Consider the following 16042-nt stretch of genomic DNA (forward strand, 5'->3'; position numbering starts at 1 on the left):
GGGTATTCTTAATGACATTGGCAGAGGAAATTCATCAGGACCGGCTAATCTTTCTGGGTTCGGGTGGAGCCCGAATTGTTATCGCCAGACAGGTTCGCGCCTCTGGTGGTATCTGGTGCATCCTCAACAATGTGCAGTTTCTCATTGACCCGGGTCCAGGGGCACTGGTAAGGGCAACGCAAAGTCGGCACCGACTCAACCCAACAAGGCTGTCCGCAATTCTTCTTTCCCATCGGCATCTTGACCATTCTGCAGATGTCAATGTGATGATTGAGGCAATGACAATGGGTGGGACCGAAAAACGGGGGAGGTTATTTGCGCCGGCAGATGCGCTTGAGGGGGAGGACCCGGTGGTGTTGCGCTACCTGCGTGGGTTTCTTGAGGAGGTGGTGGTGCTGAAGGAGGGCGGTGAGTATCAACTGGAAAGGATTAAATTCACCTGTCCGGTTCGTCACCGGCACCGGGGTGAGGTTTATGGCTTCCGGTTTCAAACCGGGAGTCTGACCCTTTCCTACATTGCCGATACCGCCTATTTCCCAGAACTCGCTGATTATTACCGGGCAGATGTTGTGATTTTTAATGTGGTCCGCTTCAAGCCGTCTGACCTTGACCATCTTCATCTGCCCGAGGTTGAGGAGCTTATTAAGAGGATGAAGCCGAAACTGGCGATTTTAACCCATTTCGGGATGACGATGCTCAAGGTAAAACCTTGGTTAGTTGCACGGGAGTTAAGCGAGCGCATCGGCACCGAGGTAATTGCAGCCAGCGACGGGATGGCGGTGGCACTGGACAAATACCAGCGATGAGTATTAGGAGACCGGTCAAACTTCTCCCTGAAGAGGTTGTGCGCAAAATTGCTGCGGGTGAGGTGATTGTCCGTCCGGTTTCGGTGGTAAAGGAGTTAATTGAGAATTCACTGGATGCCGGTGCCAGGCAGATTCGGGTGGAGGTTAAGGCAGGGGGGAAGAATCTTATCCGGGTTACTGATGATGGTACTGGGATGACCCGTGATGATGTGCGACTGGCGGTGTCGCGCTATGCCACCAGTAAACTGGAAACGGCTGATGACCTTACACGGGTTACCTCTTATGGGTTTCGGGGAGAGGCGCTGGCAGCAATCGCTGCGGTCAGCCGTTTGACCATCGAGACCAATACCGATGAAGACCAGCCCGGAACAAAACTTGATGTGGAGGGAGGCGAGATAAAGGAGATTGCCGAAACGGTCAGGGCAAAAGGGACAACCGTCACAGTCCGCAGCCTATTTTTCAACCTCCCGGTGAGAAGAGCATTCCTCAAATCCGAAAACTACGAATTTCGACTAATCGCCGAGATGGTACGCAATTATTGCCTTGCCTGCCCAGAAGTTGGGTTTGAACTCATCCATAACGACCGCTCCCTTTTTAAAATTCCACCGGTTAGCGGGGTGAAGGAAAGGCTTGCCTTTCTTTTTGATAAAAGGCTTGTTCAGAGTCTAATCGACTTCCGCGTTGACAATCCCAGCCTGACCTTAGCTGGTTTCTTCACCGAGCCAAGCCAACTCAAAGGTTTTTACGACATCCAGGCGATTTTCTTCAATCGCCGCCCGGTGCGGAGCCAAACCGTTACCAGAGCGGTCTATGACGGTTACGGCGCGCTTCTCGCCGGCAGAACCCCTAACTTCATTATCTTTCTTGAGACCGACCCGTCCGCGCTGGATGTCAACATCCATCCTACCAAACAGGAGGTGCGCTTTGCTGATGAGCGCTTTCTCTTCGATTTCATTTCCGAGTCGATTCACAAGAGACTCATGATAGAACGCCAGCGGCAAATTTCAGCTGAAGATTTTTTTGTCCCGGAGAGGTTATTGCCAGATGAGCGTCCGCCCGCTGACCTCTGGCAGCTCCACAATACCTACATATTAGCTCCAGTGGCTTCGGGGTATGTGATTGTTGACCAGCACGCCGCACATGAAAGAATTATATACGAAACGATACGGCAGCAGCAACAGGCAGCACCTTCCCAGCCCCTTCTCTTTCCGTTAACCCTTGAGCTGAACAACGAGGAGTTTGAAGTATATGAACGGCTATACCCGCGCTTGGCAGCGATGGGATTGGAATCCAAGCCTTTCGGGGGAAAAACAGTTGTTGTTGAGGGCATCCCGCTTGGTTCTTATATCGGCAAAGATGAGGTGCGGGAGTTGTTCAGTGAACTTGCCAGTTTCAGCACTGATAAAGCAACTGTGGATGATGATTTGGCAAAACTGATTGCCTGCAAAGGTGCGATCAAGGCTGGTCAGCGGCTGACAGCCGAGGAGATGCAGTCGCTTATTAATCGCCTTTTTGCCTGTCAAGAGCCATATTTCTGTCCCCATGGCAGGCCGGTGATAATTAAAATCACCCTTGAGGACCTGGAGCGGAGGTTCGGTAGGGCTTGAGGATTTTTGTCCTTACCGGGCCAACAGGTGTGGGGAAGAGTGAAGTGGCTGTTGCCCTTGCCGAGAGATTTGGTTTGGAGATAATATCTGCAGATTCAAGGCAGATTTATCGTCATTTTGACATTGGCACCGACAAGCCCTCAAGACAGTTAAGACAGCAGATACCATTTCATCTAATTGATATCTTAGAGCCTGACCAGCCGTATTCCGCGGCAGAGTTTGCTCGGGATGCGAGATCGGTGATTGAAAAAATTACTAAGGCAAGGGGAAAATTCATCATTGTGGGCGGCTCGGTCTTCTATCTGCGGGCCCTGTTCCAGCCGTTGTTCCCAGTGCCTCGGGTTGACCCTGCTATCCGCCAAAAACTTCAGGCTGAAGATACCAATCGGCTATATCTACGTTTGAAAGAGGTTGATCCTGAGCGGGCAAACCAGCTTCATCCTCACGACCGGCAAAGGATTGTGCGGGCGCTCGAGGTGTATGAATTAACCGGTAAGACTTTTACGCAACTATCCTCTGAGCAAAAAGAAACCACAGATTTACTGCCGGTTTATGCGGTTCTGACGATGCCCAGAGAAAGGCTTTATCAAAGGATTAATGAGCGTTTTGACCGAATGATGGCAAATGGGCTTTTAGAGGAGGTGCGTTCACTAAAGGAGATGGGGTTTGGTACAAATACGCCTGCGGTCCAAGGTTATGGTTATCTTGAACTCTTTTTGTACCTTGAAGGTAAAATCGGTCTTGATGAGGCGGTAAGGCTCGCAAAGAAAAGGACCAGGGGGTATGCCAAAAGACAGTTGACCTGGCTGCATTCTTTAAAAGGGGCACACTGGTTTGAATTTACCGATATCGCTGATGTTGTTAGCAAGATAGAGCCGCTTTTGCTTGACACGTTAAATATTCAGGGTTAATCTTGAAGCACCTGATATTAGAAAGGAGCGAGCTTGAAAAAAACGAGATTTACCTCAGAATCGGTTACCGAAGGTCACCCGGATAAGGTTTGCGACCAGATTTCTGACGCAGTCCTTGATGAGGTTATGCGCCAGGACCCAAAAGGGCGGGTGGCGTGCGAGACATTTGTAACCGTGGGAATGGTTTTGGTTGGAGGCGAGATAACCACCACTGGCTGGGTTGACCTTGAGCGTTTAGTCCGCCGGGTTCTTAAAGATATTGGCTATGTTAATACTGATTGCGGTTTGAGTGCTGACTCCTGCGCGGTTTTGAATTGCATTGGGAGGCAGTCACCGGATATTGCCCAGGGTGTGGATGCCGGTGGGGCTGGCGACCAGGGGATGATGATTGGCTATGCATGCAACCAGACCGAGGTGTTGATGCCTTTGCCGATTGTCCTTGCCCATCGGATTGCCGAGCGACTGGCTGAGGTGCGAAAAAAGGGGATTTTGCCCTATCTCCGACCTGATGGTAAGGCACAGGTGACAGTGGAGTACGAAGACTCAAAACCGATTCGGATTGACAGTGTGGTGATTGCTGCCCAGCACAACGAAAGTATCCTTGATAACAGTGGCAAAAGGATAACAGCAACGGCACGAGAGGAGATAATTGATGTGGTGGCAAAGGCGGTAATTCCTGAAGAGTATCTTGACCAAAAGACCCGCTTTTATGTCAATGAGACCGGTAAGTTTGTTGTTGGTGGTCCGCAGTCTGACACTGGGATGACCGGCAGAAAGATAATTGTGGATACGTATGGAGGCTGGGTTCGCCACGGTGGCGGCGCATTTTCTGGAAAGGACCCAACCAAGGTTGACCGTTCAGCAACCTATATGGCGCGCTATATTGCGAAGAACCTTGTGGCTGCGGGATTGTGTGACGAGGTGGAGGTGCGTCTTGCCTATGTTATTGGCAGAGCCGATCCCTTGGATATTTCAGTTGATACCTTCGGCACCGGTAAAATTGATGAGGAAAGGTTGGTGGGGATAATCCGCGATGTCTTTCCGTTGACACCCATAGGTATGATTGATTGTCTGAAACTGCGCAATCCAATATATCAAAGAACCGCGGTCTACGGGCATTTTGGGAGACCACCGCAGATAGATTGGGACCAGATGTTGCAAAAGGAAATAGAGTTTTTCACCTGGGAAAAGGTTGACCGTGCTGAAGATTTAAAGGGTTTGTTATAGAAGGAGCATAAAATGAAGGGTAAAGATGTTGAGTGCGAGGTGAGGGATTTGGGGCTGGCAGAGGAGGGGGAAAGGAGGATTGAGTGGGCGGCAAAATTTATGCCGGTCTTGGCACGCATCCGCGAGCGGTTTGAGAAGGAAAAACCATTGCAGGGTGTGAGGATGAGTTGTTGTCTCCATGTGACGGTTGAGACCGCCAATCTTGTGCGGACTTTGAAGGCGGGTGGTGCCGAGGTGCGGTTGTGCGCCTCGAATCCGCTTTCCACTCAGGATGATGTTGCCGCGGCGCTGGTGAAACGGGATAGGGTTTGTGTGTTTGCCATTAACGGGATTGACCGCAAGGGCTATTACCGGCACATTGAGAAGGCGCTCGCGCATCAGCCTCTCATTACCACCGATGATGGCGCTGACCTGGTTTCCACCCTGCATAAAAAGGGCGGGGATGTTTTGCGAGGCGTGATTGGTGGTACTGAAGAAACGACCACTGGTGTTATCCGTTTGCGCAGTATGGAAAGGGATGGGGTGCTGGCATACCCGATAATTGCGGTCAATGACTCTTTGACCAAGTATCTGTTTGACAACCGGTATGGAACAGGTCAGTCAACCCTTGATGGCATCCTGCGGGCAACCAACATCCTTTTTGCCGGTGCAACCGTGGTTGTTTGTGGTTACGGGTGGTGTGGTCGGGGGTTTGCAATGAGGGCGCGTGGTATGGGTGCTGAGGTTATTGTGACCGAGGTCAATCCGGTGCGGGCGTTGGAGGCAAGGATGGACGGGCACCGGGTAATGCGGCTCAGGGACGCTGCGCCTATTGGTGATGTGTTTGTGACCCTGACCGGGAATATCAATGTTATTGACAAAGAGCATATCTTGCGGATGAAGGACGGGGCAATCATCTGTAATTCCGGGCATTTTGATGTTGAGATTAACAAAAGGGCGCTGGAGGCAATTGCCAAGAGACATAGGCAACTGCGGAAAAACTGCGTGGAGTATCAACTGATTAACGGGAGGCGGGTTATTCTTCTGGCTGAGGGTCGGCTTGTTAATCTCGCGGCAGCAGAGGGGCATCCGGCAATGGTGATGGATTTGTCATTTGCCAATCAGGCGCTAGCCGCCGAGTTTATCCTTGAAAACAGGGGCAAACTTGAGAACAGGGTTTACAAACTGCCCGATGAGATTGACCAGGAGATTGCCCGGTTGAAACTGACAACGATGGGCATAAGGATTGACCGGCTGACAAAGGAGCAGAAACGCTACATCTCCTCCTGGCAGGAGGGGACCTAAGTTATATCAAATTACGAGCGGCTGTCTTAAGCATAGCGCTCGCAATTGCGTAAGTTAGTTTATTTCTAATTTCACCCAGGGGGTGACCCCCGGGGTCGATTGTGTTTGGGTGTATAAATTGGGATTAAATGCAGTTTTGTTGACAAAGGTGCAAGTAAAGGGATAATTTTGATTGATAACGATGAAATACCTTCCCCTTTACCTTTGCTTCTGCTTTTTTGCCGGTTGTCATTTTGGTTATGGACCACCGTTAATAAAAGAGATAAGGGTCAGTAATAAGGCTGTGGCAAGAGACAGCATCTGGTTCAAATGTGTGATGGCAGAGCCAGGTGCAGGGGGCTTGAGTTTCTATTGGTTCTGTTCAAAAGGTAGATTTGCCGATAATGAGAGGGATAGTGTGAAGTGGTATGCCCCAGAGTCATCAGGTTCGGTATTTGTCAAGGTAAAGGTAAAGGATGCGCGCGGTGATAGCGCCGTTGATTCGCTTGGTGTGGAAATCAAGCCCCGCACAGTAAATTTTATCAACTGGGAGGGTGCGGTAAAGGCGGGCAGGTGCCTCTTTTTCTCTGATTCTGCCTGGTCTGGTTACCGATTGAGCGGGGAATCAAGTGCCGATACCGGCAATATTTTTCTGATTTTCCTTGACAGTGATAATTTTGAGAGATGGCTAAGGGGAGAGGAGCATCGGTTCCGGATTAAGCAACCGGCGTACAGAACCGCTCCTTTTTACGATACCATTCCCGAAACCGGTGTTTACTACCTTGTTTTAGACAACAGCCATAACTTTACCGACTGTAGTTTCCGTGTAAACATTCGTCTGACCTCGCCCTGATTAAAACGAACGCCAGCCTAATTTTTCAAGCAAATCCATTAAAAGACCTACTGGCAACCCAATCACATTGAGGTAACAGCCCTGTATCCTTTTGACAAAAAGCCCTGCCCTGCCCTGAAGTGCATACCCACCGGCTTTGTCATAGGGCTCTTTTGTTTTGATATAGTCAATGATTTCCTTTTCGGTGAGTTTGCGGAAGGTGACATTGGTTGTCTCGGCACCCGTAAAGATTTTATATTCAGGTAACTTTATAATTGCAATTCCTGTAATAACTTGGTGGGTTTTATTAGAAAGAAGTTCTATCATCCGTCGGGCATCATTTTGGTCCTTGGGTTTGCCCAATATCCTTTGATTGACCACAACGATAGTATCAACTCCGAGCACAATTCCAGATTTTAGTTTACGAGCGCAGGAGAGCGCTTTGAGCAGGGCAAGGGTTGTGGCAAGCCTTTTCGGATTGGTTGTGGTGTTGATTGCCGGTTCTATAAATGAGGGTCTCAGGCAGGTGAATTTGATACCGAGCGATTTCAAGATGCTTTTGCGCCGGGGTGAGGTAGAGGCAAGAAGGATTTTCATCTCAGGGGAGAAATGTGCGGAAGGTGCTTTTGCCAAACTTCACATCAGGCAGTTTTTTTATCCTGACCTCAAAGTCATAGCGCCACTGTTTGCCCAAGCCCGAGAGGGTGGCAATTGCCTCCCAGCAATGGAGGTCGCGCCAGAGGTTGATGGAGTAGTCGGTGAGCTGGCCGGTGGCAAAGTTGTAGCCGATGGAGTTGAGGCTGAGCCGCCAGCCGGTATAGGAGAAGGAGACCGAACCGGTGAGCATGTTCTGATTTTTGCCCCAGGTGTGATTTAGCCGGCATTCAAAGCCCCTTGGATAGTCGCGGACGGTGTCGGTGCGCATATGGGACCAGAAAAGGGATGTGACTGTTGAATAGTCGTTCCCGAGGCGGAGTGATTCGGGTTGGAATGACAGATTGGCGTCGAGGTAGAGTTCATAACGATTGCGTGTGCCATTAGAGTCAACCTGCGGAAGGAAAATCAAGGGTCTGGTGCTGATGGTGGCATAAATTGGACTCAGGTCTTTACTCACAAGGTCATAGCGGCTGCTGAAGTTGACAGTGCCAATGTCAAACTTCCCTTTTCCTTTTGAGGTCTTTGCCTGAAAACCGTTGTTGATGTTAAAGGCGAGCATTGCGGCTGAAGGATAAAAAGGCGTCGGACGCCCAAACAAGCCTTGTGGGGTAATTTCCGGCTGGTAACTGAACTGGATGTTGGGAGAAAGGGTATGGAGGATGCCATCAAGGTTGAAGGTGCTGACGCCAAACACCCGGTAGAGATTAAAACCGGTGTTGATGGCGAGGTTGTAGCGAGGTTCAGGTGGTAGGGTATCAGTTAACTCATCTGATTGGGAAAATGCGAAGGCTTCGGCAGTGTTTAAAATGCCAAAAATCTTCTGGGAGGTGCTGACACTGAACTCGTGGTCAAGGTTTAAAGACGGCTTTCTTTCCTCGCCCCGATAGCGGGTGCGGGAGGAGGAGAGGATTAAACGGTCACTGATGTCCAGCCTGCCAAATGGTAGATCAGGGCTGGTGATAGAGAGATTGGCTGTTGGCACTAAACGGGTCTTGTGCAGGGTATCAACACCAAGGGAATCCGCCTTTTCTATGCGCCGCGAAAAGGCGAATACCGGGGAGATGTCCCAGTTTTTAGGCAAAGGGCGGGTGCCAAAGTTGAGGGACGCTGAGGGCAGAAGGGCATATTGGTAATGGCGCATATAATAAGTATGATTTTCACCCCTAATTGTTGCCCGACAGACCTTTTTGAACCGGTGGCTGAGTGCAGCATAGGAATAGACCTCCTGTTTAAGCCAGTCAAGCCGGTCTTCAGCGTAGTCAGGCGCATAGGCGGTGTCAGAGACAAGTTCAGTCTGGATGGCAAGGTTAGTTAATGGGGTGGGTTTAGTTTCGCTGGCGAGGTTGAAGCTGTAGCGCAGACGATTGGGGTTCTGAGGATCCCATGCTTCCCTGATGTAGGAACCTTGAATTGAACCGCGGGAATAGGGTTCAACAATATAGACCGCTTCGGTGCGGAATTGGATCCCTTTTTTAGTCATAATGTCGGTGATAAAGGTGGCATCAGCATAGTCATTGATGACCCAGTAATAGGAGATGTTTTTGGCATAATATCCTTGGTCTTTGGCGCTGCCGACTTTGAAGGGCATCAACCCGGATTTCCGCCTTGACGCCACGGGGATGAGCCAGAAGGGTGCTGCCAACAACGGCAATCGGTGTATTTTAAGTAATACCGGCTCGGTGATGGCGATATCATCCATAAAAAGTTTTACCCTTGGACCAAAAAAGGTGTAATGAGGTTTGGGCAGGTCACAGGTGGTGTAGTCGGCATAACGGGCATTAAGCACCTTTTCCTTAACCAGCCACACCTCTCGTGCAGAAAGAAAGCCGTTTTCCACTTGGGTACTGGCATTGCGCATCATTCCTTTCCGGGTGTCAACATTGTAATAGAGTTCTGTCCCAAAGACCTGTTCGGTTGTGGTCCGGAAAGTTACCGAATTATGGGCAGAGAGGATATGGGTTTTTACACTATAATTAATCGAGTCAGAACAGACCGACATATCACGATACCTGACCCACGCCGAGTCAAGTAGCACAACCTGTTCCTCCTGTGCGAGAAAGATAGCCCTTTTCCCGCCGTAATAGACGATATCCTGGTTTAGGGAATCAGGAATGGCAATGAGCATTATCGATAATAAGAATGGTGAGGGCATACCTGACCATCAAGCAGCGGCAAGCGGGCAGCTTGAGCAGAGGGGTTTTTTCCGACAGTAGGTTTTGGCAAGCCGCACCAAAAGGGCGTGAAACTCATTAAATACCCCTACCACCAACCTCTTGTTCGTCCCGATTTTTGCGACGAGGTCATTTTCTATTCTCTTCCTTAACTCCTCGTATGGCTCCTTACCGCTGATTAAGCCATATCTATAAAAAATCCTTCTGGTATAGGCGTCAACGACAAAGACCGGTCGGTTAAAGGCATAAAGTAATATGGAATCGGCTGTCTCCGGTCCGATGCCATAACACTTGAGAAGCTCTTCTCTTAATTTCTTGGTGCTGATTCGTGCCAGTTTTTTTAGCCCACCTTTTGCCTTGAGCCACCTCACCACCCCTAAAAGGCGTTGGGCTTTAATATTAAAATAACCACTAGGACGAATCAGGTGTGCCAGTGTTGCCGGTTCAATAGTGCTGATTTGGTCAAGGTTTAAGAGTCCGGCTCTTTTAAGATTGGCTATTGCCTTTTGGACATTTTCCCAGGCGGTATTCTGGGTGAGAACTGCGCCGACAATTACCTCAAAAGGGCTTTCCGCCGGCCACCAGTTTTGCGGACCAAAATGGTGATAAAGGAGCGAATAAATCGCCAATAGGTTCATTTTTTCTCCTGACCGTGAATCGGACAGGAAGCAGTTGGTTCGGTGCCCTTGATAAAAACCTCGTACCGGGCTTTGGGGCATTGCGGCAGTGCCAGTTTCCCAGACTCCTCGCAGATATAGGCGGTGGTGATCTCCGGTGGCGCAGGAAATGCGGTGACGGTGTCCTGGTAAATTTCCTTCATAATTTCCCCCCATACTGGAGCAGCAATTACCCCACCGGTCGCACCGGGGAAGATGGTTCGCTTGGTGTCATACCCAATCCAGATACCGCAGGTCAAACTGGGCGTATAACCGATAAACCAGGCGTCGGTATAGTCGTCGGTTGTGCCGGTTTTGCCAGCTGCTGGTCCTCGAAATCCCCTGAGGCGAATAGCGGTGCCGGTTCCTTCATTGACAACACTTTGCATCATACTGGTGAGAATATAGGCGCTCTGTGGTCTGATTACCAGCTTAGGATTAGGGTGATTCTCCTCTAATACAAGACCGTATTCATCTTCAACCCGGGTGATGAAGAATGGCTTCACCCGGACGCCCTGATTGGCAATGGTGTTAAACGCATTGACAATTTCCAAGAGTGTTAGTTCAACCGAGCCAAGGGCAATTGAATAATAGGGAGGGATAGTTTCTTCTATTCCTAAGAGGTTGGCGTATTTACCAACAACTGCCGGTCCGATACTGGCACCAAGACGCACAGCAACTAAATTACGCGAAAGCGCCAGGGCTCGGCGCAGGGTCATTTTCCCTAAAAACTTGAGGTCATAGTTTTTTGGTCGGTAATCTGGCTGTCCAGGAATTCTTATCACCAGTGCCGAATCATTCTCAATATCAGCTGCGGTCCAACCGTTATCAATTGCTGCAAGAAAAACAAATGGCTTGAATGCGCTACCAACCTGGCGCCGTGCCTGGGTTGCACGGTTAAACTCGCTCTGCCGAAAATCCCTTCCTCCGACGAGCGCACGAATCTCACCGGTTTTTACATCTTCAATAATTAGTGCACCCTGAAGGTAATCGGGTGGTAGTTTCTCCGCTCCGGATCGGGCAAGGGAGTCGTAAAGAGCCTTTCTTGGTTTTAACCGATACTCCTCCTCTAACTGGTCAAGCCAGTTTAAGAGCGCTTTTGCGGCTTTTGCCTGCATATCAAGGTCAAGGGTTGTGTGAATCTTGCCACCGGAGCGGTAAACAAAGTCATACCCATAGGTTTTAATAAGATAGCGTCGGACCTCTTCAACAAAATAAGGCGCCTCATTTTGGGAAACACCAACAGGTTGGACATTGAGCGGTTCTTTGATACCATTTTCGTATTCCTCTTTTGTCAAAAGGCCTGACCGAAAAAGCCTCTTGAGAAAATAATTGCGCCGACGGAGGAGATTGTCCGGATGATGGTATGGAGAATAAACAGTGGGGTTGGCAATCATTGCACCTAAGGTTGCGCATTCAACCGGGTTAAGACGCGCAACGTGCTTGCCAAAATATCTTTCACTCGCTGCCGCCACTCCATAAACCGAGCCGCCAAACCATACCTGATTAAGATACATCTCCAGGATTTCCTCTTTGGAATAGTGCCTTTCCAGTTCAACTGCCAAAATCATTTCCTTCAACTTTCGCGCCAAATTTCGCTTCGGCGTCAAAAACATCGAACGGGCGAGTTGCTGGGTGATCGTCGATGCCCCTTGCAGATTCTGAGGATGGAGGATGTTGGCAACGATTGAACCGCCAACCCTAATAAGGTCAATTCCCCAATGGGAATAGAACCGTTTGTCTTCAACCGCAACAACCCCTCGGACCAGATGGGGAGGGATTGATTCTAAGGGCACCGGTCGTCTCCTTTCCACAAAAAATTCGGCAATTACCCGCCCCCTACAGTCAAGAATTGTAGTGCTTGCCGGCGCCTTAAAATTAATTATTGACTCTGGACTTGGCAGCTCGGCTCTGAGACGCAAATACCCAAGAGCAAAAAAGGCAACCGTCAGCCCGAATATGACAGTTGCAACGGTTAACGCCTTGGTCATTTAATATAGCGGGCAATGACCTCATGGCTGACCGCCAGACAGAGCATATCAAACGCCTCGCCTTCACCCGATGCCTTTACCAGCCAGTGTTCAAGAGGGGGAATTGTACCCCCGTGAATACGAATGGCATCGGTCACCATTGCCTTGAGAACATTCTGTGCCTGAAGTTTCAATAGCATTGAGTCAAACTGGATATGGGCATTTGTAGAAGCGAGCCAGGCGGTATAGTAAACCAGCCAGCGTAGCGCTTCAAGATTGCCGCTCATTGATGCCAAGGTGCGCTGAATCTCCTTGCGGGAGATGATCGGTTCATTCATTGATTTCCAGTCTCGGGCATAAAGCGCGGTCGTTTCCAGGATGCGCCGACAGACACCAAGAATGGCGGCACTGCGGGTAATACGACCAAGTCCAAACCATTTCTGACCCAGTGACATTGCCATGCCCGGTTTGCCTAAGATTTTGTCAATGGTAACAGCACAGCGGTTGAGGATAAGCTGAGGTGGTTCTGTTTGTAGGATGATCTCGGTGTTGGGGAGGTCGCGCTCAACGATAAAGCAGGAGGTACCCGCAGGAGTCCGGGCAAATACAAGGCAGAAGTCAAAATCGGCTCTGGAGAGCTCTTTGATGCCGTTGAGTATATAGCGGTCCGATTCCAATTGGGCAGTTGTTGTCATCTCGTTCTGATGGGCAAAATGTTTTGGTTCGCGAAAGGCGATGGCGTAGGTTTTTTCACCCGCCACCACTGGTAAAAGGTAATCAGACCTTTGGCTGTCAGAGCATTCATAGAGGAGAGGTGTGAAATCACCCCATTCAATTGGTATGACGGTAGTTGACAGTTCTTCAGCAATAATGCAGGTTTCAATAAGTCCAAGACCACCGCCACCAAACTCTTCCGGCACCCCGGCGCTGTAAAGTCCCATCTCCTTTAGTTTTGCCGTTGCGCTCCTTTTGATTTCCTCCCTCTCCTCTTTACCCCTGGCGTTTAGAAATTTTGGTTCCAGAGGCAAAAGGTCACGGCGGACAAACTCGTGGAGGGTGGTGCGAATCAGCTCGGCATCCTCAGAAAAGGTAAAGTCCATTTACGCCTTCTTTCGGGTGTAATCAGGCAAAAGGACAGGTGAAAACACCTTCGTCTCAACCCCCTTTTCTTTTAATAACCTGCGCCATTTTTCCAGGTGATTGAGGGTAAGGTTGAGGTGATCTGGGCGCTTTTGCGCAGACTCTGCCGCAGCTTTTCCTGCCCGACGACCAAACACAATCGTATCTAAGAGGGAGTTCCCCATCAGTCGGTTCCGTCCGTGAACCCCGCCCGATGCTTCACCAGCCACGAACAAAAATGGGACATTGGTTGAGCAGAACGGGTCAATGGCAACACCGCCATTCTGGTAATGGAGGGTAGGGAAAACCAAAATCGGCTCCTTGTCAATTTCAATGCCGAACCGGGCGAACTGCCGCACCATCGCTGGTAGTTCCCGTTTAACCGTTCCTTGTCCACGCAGGATTTCAATCATCGGGGTGTCAAGCCAGACGCCGTCAACGCCCCCTGGTGTCTTTATCCCGCGGTTTTCTGAGCATTCCCGGATGATTGCGGATGCCACCACATCCCTTGTTTCCAACGGAAAGATAAACTGCTCTCCCTGAATGTTCACCAGTTGGGCACCAAGGCTTCTAACCTTTTCTGTGACTAATTGCCCGACAATCTGCTGAGGAAAGGCGACACCTGTCGGGTGATACTGCATGGTATCAATGAATGCCAGTCGCGCACCCGCACGGTAGGCAAGAACCAGTCCGTCACCGGTGGCGCCGTAGTGATTGGAGGTTGGAAAGCCCTGGTAGTGAAGTCTGCCTGAGCCACCAGTGGCGATGATAACATTTTTTGCCTTAACGATGAGATAGCTGTTCAGGTTGAGATTTAAGAGCACCGCACCAGCCACCTCCCCTTCAGGGGTGGTCAAGAGTTCAACCGCCGGGCAGAACTCCAGGACGATGATTTTGTCCCGGCTTTTGACCTCATCTCTGAGGGTGCGCATAATTTCTGCACCGGTATAGTCCCGGCAGGTATGCATCCTCTTCCTTGATGTGCCACCACCATGGATGGTCTTCATTGAGCCGTCTGGGTTTTTGTCAAATATGACACCTAAGTTTTCCAGCCACTGGATTGCCTCTGGGGCATCGGTTACCAGCGCCTCCACCAGTTCCGGAACATTCTCAAAATGTCCGCCACCTAAAACATCAAGGTAATGGATTGCTGGTGAGTCGTTCTCCTTATCCGCTGCCTGAATTCCGCCCTGTGCCATCATCGTGTTGGCATCGCCCAGCCTTAACTTGGTGGCGATGATAACCCTGGCGCCGTGGTCATCAGCGGTCAAAGCCGCGGCACAGCCCGCACCACCACCACCGATAACCAGGACATCACAGGTGTAATCGGGTGACTCTAAGGCAAGTTTGTTCGGGTCAAGCGAACTATCCGCCTCCAGGAGCGCGGCGAGCTCTTTGGGTGTTCTGTCCCCGGCATTAGGTCCAACCCTCAAAGTCGCAAAGGTCTCCGCGCGATAATCGGGATGGAACTGTTTTAAGAGTTTTTCCTTTTCCTCAGGCTTAAGCCGGGGATAGGTTTCTTTTAAGCGCCGCTCCCTTGTCTCCTTTACCTTTGTTATCAGTTCCTGCAACGGTGATGGGTAACTCATTTTTTACTCCTCTGGTTCAATATCCCTTGCTGCATAGCGCTCCTGGAGCTCCTTTTTACTCAGCCCTTTCAGTTCGGCAAGCGCGTGGGCAAATTTACCCTCCCTTATCTCGGCGATCCGTTTTTGTAGATGTTCGGAACGGGGGGCAAGGTTTCTGCCATAGATGCGCCGGCACAGAAGCGCAGCATGGTGCTTTACCAGTTCTGCCGGGCAGCGGCTGACGCACAGACCGCACATAATACAGTCAAAGGAGATGTCCGCAACTGCAGGGATGTCCCCGCGGACAATCGCGGAGACATAACCTAACACATCAATATCCTGGGGACAGGACTTGGTGCAGGTGTTGCAGCCGTAACAGCGCAACATCTCCGGATAGATTCTTAATACCTCATCAGCCGTTCCTTTGAGTTCGGAAAGCCGGTATCGGGGGCGATGTGCCGGGAAAAAGGGAATCATCGCCAGTTGCATATCGGGTTCAACCTTGGTCTGGCAGGCAAGGGCAAATTTGAGATGATAGTCGCCGGTGGTGCGATATACGGTAGCACAGGCGCCGCAGAACCCACCGCGGCAGCCGACACCGCGGACAAGCCGGTAACCGGCGTATTCCATTGCCTGGAGGATGGTGAGCGAATCTGGAACCTGGTGGTGCTCACCCATGATGTAGATGTCAATCAGGTTTTCTTTCATTGCCACTCTCCTCATAGAACTGGTCAAGATAATAATCATCGGTCGGCTGCAGATGTGCCAAGAGATGCCGCATCTGCTCTATTGACCGATTCTTGACGATAAAGTGTTTGATGGTTGTGTCCACCTGCGGACAGGATAGAACACACTGATAACAGCGGTCACAGTCTGTGCCGACCATGGTCTCGAGGGCAAGGCTGGTCCTCTGGGCGGTGCGTTTGAGCCGGGCGGGTTCCCGGGCTAAAAGCGAGCAGATGTCAATGCAGTTGCCACAGCCGAGGCAGGCGCGAGTGCCGGTCAGTTCCTCTTTAACTTTCAGTGTATGGGAGGGACCGAATCCGGATGAGAGCAGCCGGCACCTGGGGACAGGCGACTCGGAAATGTCAAGGATGCGCTCAAGGATATTACGGATGGCGGCGATGTCGGTCTGCTTGGTGTTGGGCATCGGGCTTAACCCTGCTTTGCCTTCCTAAACTCCTCGGTGAGAAGCGGCACAACCTGAAACAGGTCGCCAACAATCCCGTAATCGGCAACCTTGAAGATGTTTGCC

General features: G+C 50.5%; 14 protein-coding genes. 6 read left to right on the top strand and 8 right to left on the bottom strand.

The annotated features are described in order from the left end of the window. The first annotated feature begins 17 nt into the window (after nucleotides 1-17). The 6 genes from ABIK47_03550 to ABIK47_03575 all read left to right on the top strand — a co-directional run bounded on the left by ABIK47_03550 (nucleotide 18) and on the right by ABIK47_03575 (nucleotide 6667). Nucleotides 18-806, top strand: coding sequence for an MBL fold metallo-hydrolase (locus ABIK47_03550; GenBank protein ID MEO0019701.1), 789 nt, complete (start codon nucleotides 18-20; stop codon nucleotides 804-806). Beyond that, nucleotides 803-2413 (top strand): DNA mismatch repair endonuclease MutL, encoded by a 1611-nt coding sequence (gene mutL, locus ABIK47_03555; protein ID MEO0019702.1) that lies wholly within the window; start codon nucleotides 803-805, stop codon nucleotides 2411-2413. Before ABIK47_03550 ends, mutL begins: the two co-directional genes overlap by 4 nt. After that, a complete protein-coding gene (gene miaA / locus ABIK47_03560) occupies nucleotides 2410-3324 on the top strand; it encodes a tRNA (adenosine(37)-N6)-dimethylallyltransferase MiaA (GenBank protein MEO0019703.1) in 915 nt (304 codons plus the stop codon). The genes mutL and miaA overlap by 4 nt, the downstream gene beginning before the upstream one ends. 33 nt (nucleotides 3325-3357) lie before the next feature. Next, nucleotides 3358-4551: a methionine adenosyltransferase gene (metK, locus tag ABIK47_03565; protein ID MEO0019704.1), complete on the top strand. Its 1194-nt coding sequence runs from the start codon at nucleotides 3358-3360 to the stop codon at nucleotides 4549-4551. Between the two features lie 12 nt (nucleotides 4552-4563). Then, a complete protein-coding gene (ahcY, locus tag ABIK47_03570) occupies nucleotides 4564-5835 on the top strand; it encodes an adenosylhomocysteinase (protein MEO0019705.1) in 1272 nt (423 codons plus the stop codon). Nucleotides 5836-6007: 172 nt separating this feature from the next. Continuing rightward, on the top strand, nucleotides 6008-6667 hold the full coding sequence (locus ABIK47_03575; GenBank protein MEO0019706.1) for a hypothetical protein: 660 nt from the start codon (nucleotides 6008-6010) through the stop codon (nucleotides 6665-6667). Here the strand turns inward: ABIK47_03575 and ABIK47_03580 are convergent, their stop codons facing one another. Genes ABIK47_03580 through ABIK47_03615 form a run of 8 tightly spaced genes read right to left on the bottom strand, consistent with a single transcriptional unit; the run spans nucleotide 6668 to nucleotide 15937 of the window. Next, the gene (locus ABIK47_03580) at nucleotides 6668-7243 is read right to left on the bottom strand and encodes a Maf family protein (protein MEO0019707.1); all 576 of its coding nucleotides are present in this window, start codon (nucleotides 7241-7243) and stop codon (nucleotides 6668-6670) included. It lies immediately after the preceding gene. A gap of 1 nt (nucleotide 7244) precedes the next feature. Next, complete coding sequence (locus tag ABIK47_03585; GenBank protein MEO0019708.1) at nucleotides 7245-9428, bottom strand: putative LPS assembly protein LptD; 2184 nt, start codon at nucleotides 9426-9428, stop codon at nucleotides 7245-7247. 36 nt (nucleotides 9429-9464) lie between these two features. Beyond that, a complete protein-coding gene (locus tag ABIK47_03590) occupies nucleotides 9465-10112 on the bottom strand; it encodes an endonuclease III domain-containing protein (GenBank protein ID MEO0019709.1) in 648 nt (215 codons plus the stop codon). Next, nucleotides 10109-12121, bottom strand: coding sequence for a PBP1A family penicillin-binding protein (locus tag ABIK47_03595; GenBank protein ID MEO0019710.1), 2013 nt, complete (start codon nucleotides 12119-12121; stop codon nucleotides 10109-10111). The genes ABIK47_03590 and ABIK47_03595 overlap by 4 nt, the downstream gene beginning before the upstream one ends. Then, complete coding sequence (locus tag ABIK47_03600) at nucleotides 12118-13200, bottom strand: acyl-CoA dehydrogenase family protein (protein ID MEO0019711.1); 1083 nt, start codon at nucleotides 13198-13200, stop codon at nucleotides 12118-12120. The genes ABIK47_03595 and ABIK47_03600 overlap by 4 nt, the downstream gene beginning before the upstream one ends. Beyond that, nucleotides 13201-14808: an FAD-binding protein gene (locus ABIK47_03605; protein MEO0019712.1), complete on the bottom strand. Its 1608-nt coding sequence runs from the start codon at nucleotides 14806-14808 to the stop codon at nucleotides 13201-13203. Between the two features lie 3 nt (nucleotides 14809-14811). After that, complete coding sequence (locus tag ABIK47_03610) at nucleotides 14812-15495, bottom strand: 4Fe-4S dicluster domain-containing protein (GenBank protein ID MEO0019713.1); 684 nt, start codon at nucleotides 15493-15495, stop codon at nucleotides 14812-14814. Further along, a complete protein-coding gene (locus ABIK47_03615) occupies nucleotides 15476-15937 on the bottom strand; it encodes a 4Fe-4S dicluster domain-containing protein (GenBank protein MEO0019714.1) in 462 nt (153 codons plus the stop codon). Before ABIK47_03615 ends, ABIK47_03610 begins: the two co-directional genes overlap by 20 nt. Nucleotides 15938-16042 lie beyond the last annotated feature (105 nt).

This window comes from candidate division WOR-3 bacterium (assembly GCA_039801245.1).
Lineage (GTDB): Bacteria > Hydrothermota > Tepidihabitantia > Tepidihabitantales > Tepidihabitantaceae > JAOABP01.